Origin of the sequence: Jiangella endophytica (assembly GCF_003427025.1) — a bacterium.
In the GTDB taxonomy this organism is placed as follows: Bacteria; Actinomycetota; Actinomycetes; order Jiangellales; family Jiangellaceae; genus Jiangella; species Jiangella endophytica.
This window is the reverse complement of sequence record NZ_QVAI01000011.1, coordinates 92602-105412: the sequence shown is the minus strand read 5'-3', so window position 1 is coordinate 105412 and position 12811 is coordinate 92602. Positions and strand designations below refer to the sequence as shown.

At 73.9% G+C, this 12811-nt stretch carries 13 protein-coding genes and 2 pseudogenes; 10 read left to right on the top strand and 5 right to left on the bottom strand.

Going from position 1 to position 12811, the window contains the following annotated elements; genetic code table 11:
* The first annotated feature begins 65 nt into the window (after positions 1-65).
* From DZA62_RS21555 to DZA62_RS21540, 5 genes are all read left to right on the top strand, one after another.
* Positions 66-995 carry a GntR family transcriptional regulator gene (locus tag DZA62_RS21555; protein ID WP_116951001.1) on the top strand — a complete coding sequence of 310 codons (930 nt, stop codon included), beginning with the start codon at positions 66-68 and terminating at the stop codon, positions 993-995.
* Between the two features lie 82 nt (positions 996-1077).
* A complete protein-coding gene (locus tag DZA62_RS21550) occupies positions 1078-2400 on the top strand; it encodes a PQQ-dependent sugar dehydrogenase (RefSeq protein ID WP_116951000.1) in 1323 nt (440 codons plus the stop codon).
* A 108-nt stretch (positions 2401-2508) separates the two neighbouring features.
* A complete protein-coding gene (locus tag DZA62_RS36445) occupies positions 2509-3135 on the top strand; it encodes a hypothetical protein (protein ID WP_198664040.1) in 627 nt (208 codons plus the stop codon).
* Complete coding sequence (locus tag DZA62_RS21545; protein ID WP_198664039.1) at positions 3132-4337, top strand: PrsW family intramembrane metalloprotease; 1206 nt, start codon at positions 3132-3134, stop codon at positions 4335-4337. The genes DZA62_RS36445 and DZA62_RS21545 overlap by 4 nt, the downstream gene beginning before the upstream one ends.
* Before the next feature lie 9 nt (positions 4338-4346).
* A complete protein-coding gene (locus DZA62_RS21540) occupies positions 4347-4670 on the top strand; it encodes a DUF3817 domain-containing protein (RefSeq protein WP_116950998.1) in 324 nt (107 codons plus the stop codon).
* A 20-nt stretch (positions 4671-4690) separates the two neighbouring features.
* Here DZA62_RS21540 and DZA62_RS37655 read toward each other — a convergent pair.
* Positions 4691-4979, bottom strand: a pseudogene (locus DZA62_RS37655) (SDR family NAD(P)-dependent oxidoreductase); the annotation flags it as partial.
* Positions 4980-5155: 176 nt separating this feature from the next.
* On the opposite strand from DZA62_RS37655, the gene DZA62_RS21530 reads away from it, so the two are divergent.
* A complete protein-coding gene (locus tag DZA62_RS21530; protein ID WP_116950997.1) occupies positions 5156-5959 on the top strand; it encodes an IclR family transcriptional regulator in 804 nt (267 codons plus the stop codon).
* Positions 5956-7020: a zinc-dependent alcohol dehydrogenase gene (locus tag DZA62_RS21525; RefSeq protein WP_116950996.1), complete on the top strand. Its 1065-nt coding sequence runs from the start codon at positions 5956-5958 to the stop codon at positions 7018-7020. Before DZA62_RS21530 ends, DZA62_RS21525 begins: the two co-directional genes overlap by 4 nt.
* Here the strand turns inward: DZA62_RS21525 and DZA62_RS21520 are convergent.
* From DZA62_RS21520 to DZA62_RS21510, 3 genes are read right to left on the bottom strand one after another with little or no spacing between them, the layout of a single operon-like run.
* A complete protein-coding gene (locus DZA62_RS21520; RefSeq protein ID WP_116950995.1) occupies positions 6989-8002 on the bottom strand; it encodes a D-2-hydroxyacid dehydrogenase in 1014 nt (337 codons plus the stop codon). The genes DZA62_RS21525 and DZA62_RS21520 overlap by 32 nt on opposite strands.
* A gap of 1 nt (position 8003) precedes the next feature.
* Complete coding sequence (locus DZA62_RS21515; protein ID WP_116950994.1) at positions 8004-9224, bottom strand: mandelate racemase/muconate lactonizing enzyme family protein; 1221 nt, start codon at positions 9222-9224, stop codon at positions 8004-8006.
* A gap of 53 nt (positions 9225-9277) precedes the next feature.
* Positions 9278-10093, bottom strand: a complete 816-nt coding sequence (locus DZA62_RS21510) for an endo alpha-1,4 polygalactosaminidase (protein ID WP_116950993.1) — start codon at positions 10091-10093, stop codon at positions 9278-9280.
* Positions 10094-10240: 147 nt separating this feature from the next.
* On the opposite strand from DZA62_RS21510, the gene DZA62_RS21505 reads away from it, so the two are divergent.
* Complete coding sequence (locus DZA62_RS21505) at positions 10241-10795, top strand: dihydrofolate reductase family protein (protein ID WP_116950992.1); 555 nt, start codon at positions 10241-10243, stop codon at positions 10793-10795.
* 117 nt (positions 10796-10912) lie between these two features.
* Positions 10913-11284, top strand: a complete 372-nt coding sequence (locus DZA62_RS21500) for a hypothetical protein (RefSeq protein WP_157987817.1) — start codon at positions 10913-10915, stop codon at positions 11282-11284.
* Between the two features lie 23 nt (positions 11285-11307).
* Here DZA62_RS21500 and DZA62_RS37650 read toward each other — a convergent pair.
* Positions 11308-11493: pseudogene (locus DZA62_RS37650) on the bottom strand (GNAT family N-acetyltransferase); the annotation flags it as partial.
* 186 nt (positions 11494-11679) lie between these two features.
* Between DZA62_RS37650 and DZA62_RS21490 the strand changes: the two are divergent.
* Entirely contained in the window at positions 11680-12801 is a 1122-nt protein-coding gene (locus DZA62_RS21490; protein ID WP_116950990.1) for a CobW family GTP-binding protein, read from the top strand.
* The last annotated feature ends 10 nt before the right edge of the window (positions 12802-12811 follow it).

The following is a 12811-nucleotide window of genomic DNA, read 5'->3' as shown; positions in this document are numbered from 1 at the left end:
ACGTGCAGTTAGCGACGGTGAAGTGTCCTGACGCCCGAGTCAGCGAACTAGTACACTTGGCGACCATGACACCGGCCGAGCCGCCGTACCGGCGCATCGCCGCCGAGCTGCGCGCCGGCATCCTGGCCGGTGAGCTGCGGCCGGGGGAGCGGCTGCCGTCGGTGCGGCAGATCGCGCAGCGGTGGGGCGTCGCCCTGGCCACCGCGACCCGGGTCATGGCGACCCTGCGCGACGAGGGCCTGGCCGAGACCCGGGTCGGCTCCGGCGCCGTCGTCGCTCGTGCCGTCCGGCCCGTGGTCACGGCGCGGCGGTCCGCTCGGCCGACCGGTCCGCTGCCGCCGTCGCTGACCCGTGCCGACGTCCTGCGCGCCGCCGTCGCCATCGCCGACCGCGAGGGCCTCGACGCCGTCACCATGCGCCGGCTGGCCGCCGAGCTGGGCACCGGGCCGATGTCGCTGTACCGGCACGTGGCCACGAAGGACGATCTCGTGCGGCAGATGGTCGACGACGTCGTCCGCGCCGCCGAGCTGCCCGACCCAGGGCCGGACGGCTGGCGGGCCAAGCTCGAGCTGGTGGCGCGACGGCAGTGGGCGCTGTCGCGCCGGCACCTGTGGCTGGCGCGGGCGATCTCGTTCACCCGGCCGTTGCTGGTGCCCGGGCTGGCCGCCTACACCGAGTGGACGCTGCGGGCGCTCGACGGGCTCGGGCTGTCCCCGAGGACCCGCATGCGCGAGGCGCTGACGCTGCACGCGCTGGTCGTCACCGTGGCGCTGTCGCTCGCCGACGAGGTCGAGGCCGAGCAGGAGACCGGCGTGACCCTGGACCGGTGGCGCCAGACGCAGCGCGAGCGCACCGGCGAGCTGCTCGACGGCCGGTTCCCGCTGCTGGCGGCCGCGCCCGGCGACGTCGCGGCCGACCTGGACGGCTTGTTCGAATACGGTCTCGCCCGGCATCTCGACGGCTTCGCCGTGCTGCTCGAGGACGCGCGGACCTGAGAGTCGCGCCCGCGGCGCAATCCATTCGGCGCCGTGTCACGTATCACCGCGCGCGAACACTCATCGTCCATGAGGAGATGTCATGTCCGCTACACCCGTCCCCCTCGCCCGGAAACTGCGGGTCGCCCTCGTGCTTCCGCTCCTCCTCGTCGCCACCGTGGCGACGACGGCCGCGGCGCAGGCCGACCGCGACCGCCCCCTTCCCGTCTCCGAGCTCCAGGTCGGCAGTGAGGTCGTCGCGACGACCGGGCTCCGGCTCTCCGCGATCGGCACGCCCGACGACGGCAGCGGCCGGCTGTTCGTCGTCGACAAGGGCGGCCGAATCCTCGTCTTCCACCCGGACACCGGCACCGTCGACCCCCAGCCGCTGCTCGACCTCACCAGCCGGGTCAGCACCGCCGGAAACGAGCGCGGACTGCTCGGCGTCGCGCCGTCGCCGGACTTCGACCGCACCCACACGCTGTTCGTCTCGTACACCGCCCTGGGGACCGGCGTCGAGAACGGCGCGCTGACCGTCTCGCGGTTCGTGCTCGACAGCGCCGCCCAGGCCGTCGTCGACCCGGCCACCGAGGAGCGCGTACTGCGTCAGCAGCACAACCTCAACGGCAACCACAACGGCGGCGACCTGATGTTCGGTCCCGACGGCTACCTGTACTGGAGCACCGGCGACGGCGGCAGCGCGGACGACCCGCTCTACGGCGCGCAGAACCTCAGCACGCTGCTCGGCAAGATCGTCCGGATCGACGTCATGCGCGGGTGCGACGGCCACCTCTACTGCATCCCGAAGGACAACCCGTTCGCCCGCAGCTTGATCGCGCGGCCGGAGATCTGGGCCTGGGGCCTGCGCAACCCGTGGCGGTTCTCCATCGACGCGCAGAGCGACTCGATCTGGATCGGCGACGTCGGGCAGAACCGCTGGGAGGAGATCAACCACGTCTCCATCGACAAGGGCGACCTGCCGCGCGACGGCTGGAACTTCGGCTGGTCCTGCCGCGAGGGCACGGACCTGCACCGCGTTCCGGAGTCGGCCGGCGAGGCCCCCGACCCGTTCCTCGACATCCGCTGCAACCCGCGCGCCGACTACACCGACCCGGTCTTCTCCTACGGCCTGTCCGGCAACGACCGGTGCGCCGTGATGGGCGGCGTCGTCTACCGCGGCGAGGAGTTCGAGGACGTCGCCGACGGCATCTACGTCGCGGCCGACTACTGCACCGGGCAGGCGTTCGCCATCCAGGAACAGCGCCGCGGCGGGCACGTCGCGAACGACGCGGTCGGCATGCTGCCGCCGCGGATCACCTCGTTCGGCACGGACGACGAGGGCGAGGTCTACTTCGTCACCGACGCCGTCGCTCCGGGCGCCGGTGAGATCCACCGCCTCACGTTCGCGGCGGCCGCCGGGTCCTGACCCCGGACCGGTTCCGTCCGGCCCGCCCGCCGGACGGAACCGCTTGCCGGCCCTGACCGCAGGGTGTTTGATGGCTCTGATCAGCAGTGACTCTGGGTGGAGGTCCTGATGATCGAGACACCCGCGGTCAGGGTCCCGGCGGAGCACCGGCTCCTCGGCCTCGACCGCCGCACGTTCCCGTTCGCTCTGGTGGCGCTGGCCGTCTGGGCCTTCTGGGTCGTCCTGATCCCGTGGATCGACGACCAGGTGGCGTGGGACGACCGCATCGAGGCCGGCGACGTCATGCTGGTGACGCCCGACGTCACGTTCACACCGGCCGTCGGCTGGGACGTCACCAGCGGCATCCGGGTCGGCGACGACTCCGTCACCGGCGACCAGTCGCCGCCCGACGTCGTGCTCACCGACGGCTCCGTCACGCTGGTCGTGCGGGCCGGGCCATGGGACGGCACGCCGCGCGAGCTGTTGCGGCAGATCACCGCGATCACCACCACGACCGAGGGCGGCGACGCCTTCCACGTCACCGGTCCGGCCGGCACCATCCGCACCGACCAGGGCGTCACCGGGGCCACGGAGGGCTTCACCTCGCCGCGGGTCACCGGCCTGCTGGCCGCGTTCGTGTTCGGCGGCGACGGCGTCGAGGTCCAGGTGGCCGGTCCGCTGGACCAGGTCTCGCAGCGCTCCGACGAGATCACCGGCATGATCGAGAGCCTCTCCGCGGCCGGGAGCGCCTCGTGACGGCGACGGCGGCCGGCGCCTCCCGCGGTGAGGTGCTCGACCAGCGCCGGGTCGCCATCGAGGAGTCCGGCTGGGGTGCGCGGTTCGTGTTCTGGCAACCGCACAACGCCTGCTGGTGGGTGTACGTCGCGCTGGTCGCCAGCGGCCTGTGGCACACCTGGCGGCTGGCGGCCGGCTCGGTGCCGGCCTACGGCGACGCCTACACCGCGGCTCTGCTGGGCGCGGCCGCGTTCACCGGGGTCTTCGTACTGTTCCTGCGCTGGGCCGACCGATGGGAGCGCACACCCGCCGGACTGGCCGCCGCGGCGTTCGTGTTCGGTGGCTTCGCGGCGACGTACGCCATCGCGCTGCCGGCCAACGCGGCGATGATGTCGCTGTACGCGAAGATCTTCGGGCAGGGCTGGGCGGAGGACTGGAAGGCGGGCCTGACCGCGCCGTTCGTCGAGGAGACCGCCAAGGGCATCGGGTTCCTGCTGCTGCTCGGCCTCGCGCCGGTCGTCATCCGGACGGTGGCCGACGGCCTGATCGTCGGCGCCTACGTCGGGCTCGGCTTCCAGGTGCTCGAGGACGTGCTCTACGGCGGCAACGCGGCGGCCGAGCACTTCGGCGCCGACCAGGTCGGCAGCGTGCTGAGCACCTACGCCGCCCGCATGGCCACCGGCGTCTCGTCGCACGCGCTGTACACGGCGCTGTTCTCGGCCGGCCTGGTCTATCTCATCGGGACGGTGGCGCAGCCGCTGCGGGCCGGGCGGGGCGTCCTGCTCGTACTCGCGGCGCTGGTGGTGCACGGCGTCTGGGACTCCGCGTTCGCGCTCGGCGGTGGCACGGTGCTCTCGCTGGTCATCATGGCCGCCACGGTGATCTTCAGCCTGGTCGCGCTGGCCGTCGCGATCCGGTGGGCCGGACGGCGCGAGCGGGTCTACCTGGCGGCCATCCTGCGACCCGAGGTCAGCGACGGTGTGCTCACCGAGGCCGAGTTCGCCGCCGCGACCGGCTACCGCAGGCAGCGCCGAGCAGCCCTGCGGCAGCGGCCCCGGGGCACCGGCCGGCGCGCGGAGAAGCACGTCGTCCGGGCGGCTCGCGACCTCGGCCACGACCTCGCCGCCGCGGGCGGCGAGACGTCCGCCGCGGTGGCGCACTCGCGCGCGGAGATCGTCCGGCTGCGTGGGGCCGCCGCACCGGCGCCGCCGGGCGGCCCGTAGGGTGACCGCGTGAGTGCTGCGCTTCGCTGGTTCCGCATCGCGGCCGTCGCCGAGGGCATCTCCTGGGCCGGCCTGCTGCTAGGGATGTTCTTCAAGTACGTCGTCGTCGAGAACGAGATCGGCGTGCAGATCTTCGGCCCGATCCACGGCGGCATCTTCCTGGTCTACCTCGTCACCGTGATCGCCGCCTGGCGCGCCGAGCGCTGGTCCTTCACGACCACGATCCTCGGCCTCGCGTCCGCGATCCCGCCGTTCATGACGGTCTGGTTCGAGCGCCGCGTCCTGCGCGAGCGCGCCGCCGCCGAGGCGGAGGCCTCGCTCGTCACGGGCTGACGCCGGGGCGGCGTCCAGGAGGTGGCGCGGCCGCCGCTGATGCCGTAGACGGCGCCGGTCGAGAAGCTGACCCGGTCGGAGCAGAGGAACGCGATCAGCTCGGCCACCTCCCCCGGCCGGCCGACCCGCTTCATCGGGATGAGGCCGGCGATGTGGGCGAGCACGTCGGGCGCGGTGTCGTCGTTCATGGGAGTGGCGATGACGGCCGGCGCGATGGGCGGACAGGTTCGGGTTGCCGTCCTTGCCTGCCATGCTGGCGATGTTGACGACCCGGCCCCAGCCGCGTTCGCGCATGGCGGGGACGAACGCAGCCGGTCCGCCGCGGCGGCGCCGAGCCCGCTGCCGCCGCCGGTGACGAGCGCGGTCCTGCTTTCAGTGCGATGCACGACTGACCTCCGATCCGCTGGAGCCGATCAGGACGTCCAGGTCGGCCTACACCACGACGTGCCTTCCGATAATCGACACGGCAATCTACTATCTGGAACATGCGGGACCCAGGCATCGTGGCGGGCGACGACCGTCCCGGTCAAGAGGGCGACCGGGTCGTCGGATCCGATCGCGTGCTGGTCGTGCTCAAGGAGTTGGCCGGCCACCCCGGCGGCGTCGGACTGGACGAGCTGACCCGCCTCGTGGGCAGCCCGAAGCCGACGGTGCACCGCGCGCTGCGGTCGCTGCGCCGGGCCCGCTTGGCCGCTCAGGACGCGCGCGGGCACTACCTGCTGGGCGACGAGTTCCTGCGGCTGGCGTTCGCGCACCACGAGGCCCGGCCCGAGCACGTCCGTCTGCAGCCGGTGCTGGAGGCGCTGGCGGCCCGGTTCGGCGAGACCACGCACTACGCGGTGCTCGACGGCCGCGAGGTCGTCTATCGCGCCAAGGTCGATCCGCCCAGCGGCGCCGCGGTGCTCACGTCGACCATCGGCAGGCGCAACCCGGCGCACTCGACCGGTGTCGGCAAGTTGCTGCTCGCGCACCGCCTGACCACACCCGACGCCGTCGCCGCCTGGGTCGGCGGCCGGTCACTGGAGCGTCGCACCGAGCGCACCCGCAGCACCCTCGCGGAGCTGCAGGCGGAGCTGGCGGCGGTCTGGCGGCGCGGCTACGCGCTCGACGACGAGGAGAACGAGGCCGGCGTCGCCTGCCTGGCGCTGCCGGTGTACGCGCTGGCGCCGGGCACGCCGTCGGGCGCGCTCAGCGTCAGCGCGCTCACCTACCGCACCCCGCTGGCCACGCTCGTCGAGGCCGTCGACGAGATCCGGGGCGTGCTCGGCCGGCTGGGGGAGAGCGGATGAGCGGCGCCACCATGCGCGCGTTCGTACTCACCGGCCCCGGGGCGGGAGCGGTGCTGGACGTGCCGCGTCCGGTCGCCGTGCCGGGCGAGGTCGTGGTCGACGTCGAGCGGGCCGGTGTCTGCGGCACCGACGCGGAGTTCTACAGCGGCGACATGGCCTACCTGCGCTCCGGCCACACGACCTACCCGCTGCGGCCCGGGCACGAGTGGGCCGGCGTCGTCAGCGCGATCGGCGCCGGCGTCGACCGCGCCTGGCTGGGCCGGCGGGTCATGGGCGACACCATGATCGGCGACGGTGTCTGCCGTCGCTGCCGCCGGGGCCGTCAGCACGTGTGCGAGGCGCGGCAGGAGGTCGGCGTGCGCGACGGCCGGCCCGGCGCGCTGGCCGAGCAGCTGGCCGTCCCGGTGTCGTCGCTGCACGCGCTGCCCGATTCCGTCGACGCCGTGCTGGGGGCGCTGGTCGAGCCGGGCGGCAACGCGCTGCGCGCGGCCCGGGCCGCGGCGGTGGGCGACGGCGACCGGCTGCTCGTGTTCGGGCCGGGCACCATCGGGTTGATGGCGGCGATGTTCGCCCGCGCCGACGGCGCCGAGGTGCACCTCCTGGGCCGCACCGAGGAGTCGCTGCACTTCGCCCGCGAGCTCGGCTTCCCGCACACCTGGACCGAGGACGAGCCGCCCGACCTGCCGTTCGACGCCGTCGTCGACGCCACCAACGCCGCCCACCTGCCGTCCCGGGCCGTCGAGCTGGTCGAGCCCGGCGGGCGGGTCGTCTACATCGGGCTGTCCGCCACGCCGAGCACCCTCGACACCCGGACGCTGGTGCTCGACGACGTGACGGCGGTCGGCATCCTGTCCGCGTCGCCCGGCCTGGCCGCGACCATCGAGGCGTACGCCGCCGGGACGGTCGACCCGCGGCCGCTGGTCGGCGCCACCGTCGGCCTCGACGACGTCGCCGCCGTGCTGGCCGGGACGTACCCGGCCGGGCCCGCGCCCAAGGTCCACGTCGACCCGCGGCGCTCCGCGGCCCGGGTCAGGCCAGCTCGAGGTCGTCGCGGGCGATGACGTTCAGCAGCCGGTCACCGGCGAGGTGGCGCTCGAGGTTGCGGGCGAACAGGTCCCAGACGCGCTCGGTGAACCAGGTGCTGGAGCTGGAACCGGAGATGTGCGACGTCACGATGACGTTGGGCAGGTCGAAGAACGGGTCGTCCGGCGGCATCGGCTGGCGGTAGTGGTCGTCGAGCGCGGCGCCGGCGATGGTGCCGTCCCGCAGTGCGGCCAGGAGCGCGGCCTCGTCGACCACGCCCGCGCGGGCGGGGTTGAGCAGCACGGCGTGCGGCGGCAGCAGGCGCAGCGCCGCGGCGTCGACCCAGCCGCGGGTGGCACTGGTCACCGGCGTCGTGACGACCAGGTGGTCCAGCCCGGCGAGGAACTCGTCGCGCTGCTCCGGAGCGAAGCGGCGGTCCGGCACCGGCACGGTCCGCGTGGGCCGGTCCAGCGGGTCGTAGCGCAGCTCCCGCCCGCCGGGACGGAACCGGGACAGCGCCCAGACCTCCAGTCCCAGCGCACGACACGACCGGGCCAGCTCGCGCCCGATGTTGCCGTAGCCGAAGATGCCCACCCGGCGCCCGCGCAGCTCCGCCTGGAACCGGGCGTCGCGGTCCCACCGGTGCTCACGCTGCGCGGCCAGCATGCCGGGCAGGTCGCGGCCGAGCGCCAGCATCATCAACAGGCACCACTCCGCGATCGGGATGTCGTTGACGCCGCTCGCGTTGGCCACCGTCGTCGCAGGAGGCAGGCTCAGGCCGTTGAGCTGCGAGTAGCCGTGCGAGCCGAGCTGCACCCAGCGCAGCCGCGGCATCGCGTCGAGGTTGGCCGGGCACAGGTCGGAGAACAGCACGGTCACGTCGCGGACGAGCGGCTCGGGCAGGATGGCGCCCGGCCCGAACGGCTCGATCACCTCGACGACGGCGTCCGGCGCGAGCCGGCGGACACGGTCCAGGCCGGCCTCGTGCACGGGCTGGGCCACCAGGATGCGCTCGGCCATGTCAGCTGCGCAGTTCCTTGCCGGGGACGCCGGCGAACTCCTCCATGCCCGGCCGGAACGGGAACCGCCGCTTGACCTCGTCGGTCAGCGTGACGCCGAGTCCCGGCGCGGCCGGTGGCAGCACGTAGCCGTCCTCGATGACCAGGTTCTCGCCCCACAGCGCGGTGTGCAGTTCGCCCGGGTCGGGCGCCATCTCGACCATCAGCGTCGACGGCGACGCGAAGGCGGCGTGGACGTTCTGCAGGAAGCCGCCGCCGGCACTCCAGGCGTGCGACACGACGTTCCGGCCCTGCGCCGCGGCCAGCTCGCCCACCTTCACGAAGTCGGTCATGCTCAGCAGCGCGGCGTCGGGCTGGGCGATGGCGAACGCGCCACGGCTCATCCAGAGCCGGAACTCGTCGTAGGAGAACAACTGCTCGCCGCCGGCGATCGGCACCGGGGACTCGCGGGTCAGCGCCGCGTACTCGTCCGGATCCTCGTACGCCAGCGGCTCCTCGAAGAAGGCCGGCCGGTACGGCGCCGCTGCCGTCATGACCGCCCGCGCGGTGTCGAGGTCCCAGCGGTGCACGCCGTCGCGGTGTCCCATGTGGCCGTCGAGCATGATCGCGAAGTCCCGCCCCAGATGGCCACGCATCAGCGCCAGCTTCTCCGCCTCGAACTCGGCCGCGGCCTGCGGGCCCGGCGCCGGGAGGATCTCTCTGCGGCCGGACGTCTCCAGGTAGCCGGTGGCCACCTTGAGCGCGGTGAAGCCCAGCTCCGCGTACCGGTCCAGCTTGCGCTTCAGCTCGTCCGGCGGCCAGGGCGACGGACCGCCGGTCGCGTACGCCCGCAGCCGGTCGTGCCTGCGGCCGCCGAGCAGCTGGTGCACCGGAACGCCGGCCGCCTTCCCGGCCAGGTCCCACAGCGCGGCCTCGACGCCGGACAGCACTGCCGACCCGGCGCCGACCCGGGCCCAGAAGCCGAGGCAGCGGCGCATCCGCGTGCTCAGCACGGCGGGGTCGGTGGTGCCGCCGTCGACGAGGATCGGCCGCACGTAGTCGACGACGTGGGGGACCATCTCGGGGAAGAAGTAGCCCAGGTAGGTCTCGCCGACCCCGACCAGCCCGGCGTCGGTCCGCACCTCGACGAAGGCCGCCGTACGCAGCTTCTTGGCGAAGGTGATGTACGGGTCGTTGCTGGACGGGCCGGTCAGCAGCACGGCCGTGACGTCGGTGATCCGCATGACGTCATCGTTTGTGAAACGCCGTTCCACGTCAAGGTCTCCGGGTGCGCTTCCTAGCACCACTCCGAGACGTAGCCGGTGGCGCCGGCGGGGACGACGTCGCGGTCGCGCAGCAGCACCGAGACGCGGTCGCCGCGTGCGGCGCAGGCCGCGGCGAACGCGTCGCGGCCGTTGTCGGTGTACTCGATCTCGATGACGTGGCGCCCGTACACGTCGGTGTAGGCGGCGCACTCGTCGTGGACCTCGCACTCCTCGGCGATCGCGAAGTCCAGGTGGGCGGTGTCGCGGCCGGCGTCGCCCAGTTCCGGGGCGTTCTTCTGGGCGATCGCCAGGCCCAGCTCGTGCGCCCGCTCGGCCAGCAGCGCGGCGAACGCGAGGTTGTCCGCGTCGTTCAGCAGGTCGTGCGAGCGGGTCCACGAGTCGAGGTTGTCCGGCTCGACGGCGGCGAAGCCGGCCTCTGCGCAGCGTTCGAGGTCGGTGCCGACGATCTCGGCGAGCGCGGCCCGGTTCGCCTCGGTCGAGGTGTCCAGCAGCGCCTCGTCCGGCCAGTCGGGGTCGGTGACCAGCTCGCCGTCGTCGCTCAGCAGCAGGTCGTCGTTCTCGTCCTGCCACCACCGCAGCGTGCCGGGCTGGGTCTGGAACGCGTTGACGTAGCAGACGCCGTAACGGTCCGGCGCCGGTTCCGCGGTGACGTCGCGGATCACGACCTCGGCGTCGCCGGACGGGGGATAGGCCCCGCCGAGCTGGTAGTCGACCCGGGCGCCGGCCGGCGGGAGCCGCACGCCGTCGTGGTCGCCGTCGCCGTCGTCGTCGCTCCCGCACCCGGCGAGCAGCGCGAGCAGGACCACTGCCGCACGGAGTCTGAGCACGTCAGCGGGCCGGCGGAGGGGAGTCGGGGAGGCCCGGCGACCTGGCCATGGTGGTCTCCTTCAGCTGCAATGCGGCGTCGGTGCGCATCGCGACGCCGGTCGTTCGACAGATGCGGCCGGTCGGCCGCGCTTCCTAGCGTCGCAGGCGTGGGAAAACTCATCGTGCACAACATGCTCACCGTGAACGGCGCCTTCGAGTCTCCGGCGCCGGAGGCCTGGCTGGAGCTGGACAACGACAGCTCTGACGACGGCCTCGACCAGCTCGTCCTCGCCGACGCGCTGCTCATGGGCCGGCCGGTCTACGAAGGCCTGGCGGCCGTCTGGCCGCACCTGGGCGACGACCCCGCCATGGGCAGGTCCGCGGGCCGGATCAACGCGATGCCGAAGTACGTCGCGTCGCGGACGCTCACCGGGCCGCTGGAGTGGAACGCGACGCTGATCGAGGGCGAGCTGGAACAGGCCGTGCCGGAGCTGAAGGAGCGGCACTCGGGGCGGCTCATGGTCACCGGGTGCGGCGAGTTCGCCCACACGCTGACCCGGCTCGGCCTCGTCGACGAGTTCTGGTTCTGGGTGCAGCCGCACCTCTGGCCCACCGGCCCCCGCATCTTCGACGGCGTCGGCCCGGTCCGGTTGCGTCTCGTCTCGGCGACGCCATACCGCTCCGGCGTCGTGTGGCTGCGGTACCGCCCTGAGAGCGCATGAGCGCCCGGTAGCGGACGAGGGAACCGCCGCCGCGCTCACGGCGTCGGACGCAGGACGGGGAGTCGCCGGGCGAGGGGGCACATGGTGGCCGGACGGATCGTGCCGAGCCTTCTCGCCATGGCGATGCTCGCCGCCGGATGTGGCGGCGGGGGCCGCACGCCGGGCGGTGCCGCCGAACCGGTCTGCGCGGCACCGTTGACGCAGGTCGCCGAGCCGACCGTCCGGCCGGCTGACGTCCTGCGGGTGACGGCCGACCACCTCGTTGACGCGTGCTACGACCTGGGCGAAGGGCTCGTGGCGGAGCCGCTGGACGACCAGGCCGTCATCTGGCGGCAGGGCGCCGCCGAGATCGAGCTCGCCGTCGTCGACGCGGAGCCCCCGAGCGGCCGGGTCGAGGTCGCGGTCAGCGTGCCCGCGGACGCCGCGCCCGGTGCCGCGACCATCACGGTCGGACGCGGCACCGCCGCGGAGGTGACGGTGACGCCGTGACCTCTCGACGGCGGCCGGCGCCGTCAGGGCCGGTCGACGAGCTCGGCCGCCAGGAGGTCCATGAGCAGGCCGTCGTGCCAGGAGCCGTCCGGGCCGCGCTCGTACTGGCGCATCACGCCGACCGGGCGGAAGCCGGCCTTGGCGTAGCAGGCGATGGCCGCCGCGTTGTCCGCCGCGGGGTCGATGACCAGCCGGTGGTGCCCGTGGTCGTGGAGTTGCGCGGATGTCTGCCAGCCGGCCGGCGTCGGCGGGCCCGGCCGGCCGCAACGTCACCTGCGCACCGGTGAGCACGGTCATGCCGTGACCCAATCGCCGCCCACGTGACGCGCCCCCGGGACGGCGGGGTGCTAGGGTCTGGCCCTAATGAGTTTGATTCTCGTTAGGAAGAGCCGCCCATGCACACCACTCCCGTCGTCCTGGTGACCGGTGTCGCGCCCGACGCGATGGCGTCGGCGACCATCGCGCTGCAGTGGGACCTCCCGGACGCGGTCGTCGCGCACCACCGCATCGACGTGGGCCGCGGCGTGCTGCTGCGGACGGTCAGCGACGTCACCGGCGTGCTCGAGAGCGAGGAGATCGACCTCGAGCACGCCTGCGTCAGCTGTGCCGTCCGCGAGGACGTCGCGCCGACGCTGGCGCGGCTGGCCGAGGGCGGCCGCTGGGGCGCCGTCGTCGCGCAGTTGCCGGCCGGTGCCGAGGGGCAGCAGGTGTGCCGGGTCGCCGCCGGCGACCCACGGCTGCGGCGCGTGCGCATCGCCGGTGTGCTGTGCGCCGTCGACGGCGACCGGCTGGTCGACGACCTACTCGGTGACGAGCTGCTGTGCGAACGCGGCGTGCACACGTCCGCCGACGACCGCCGCGGCGTGGCCGAGGTCGGCGCGGCGCAGGTGGAGTACGCCGACGCCGTCACCGTCGTCGGGGCGGCCGGTGCGGCGGAGCTGGAGCTGGTTCGCACGCTGGCCCGCCCGGGCGCGGTCGTCCCGGAGGGCGACGGCGGGCTCGACACCGCCCGGCTGCTGGCCGGCATCCACGACCACGCGGCCGCCGAGGCCTGGGCCGCGCAGGTGCGGCCGGGACCGCTGCCGGCCCACGCCGGAGCGGACGGTGGTGGCCGGCCGCAGGGTCCGACGGCAGGCGCGGCCGGCTGGCCCTGGCGGCTGGACCTGCACTCGGACCGGCCCTTCCACCCGGACCGCCTGTACGCGGACATCGCCGCCCTCGGGGGTGGGTTGCGGCGCTCGCGCGGCTGCTTCTGGCTGCCGACGCGGTCGGCGGTCGCCTGTGCGTGGGACGGCGCCGGAGGCCAGCTGAGCATCGGCGTCGCCGAGCCGTGGGGCCGTCGCCGGCCGTTCACGCGCATCGTCGTCACCGGCATGGACGACGGCCGCGACGAGCTGGCCGCAGCGTTCGATCGCTGTCTCCTCGACGACGCCGAGGTGCGCCGGCGCGGCTCCTGCTGGGAGGCCGCCGGTGACGGCTTCGAGGCCTGGCTGGGCGACATCCACAGCCCGCTCTGACCCCGTCAGC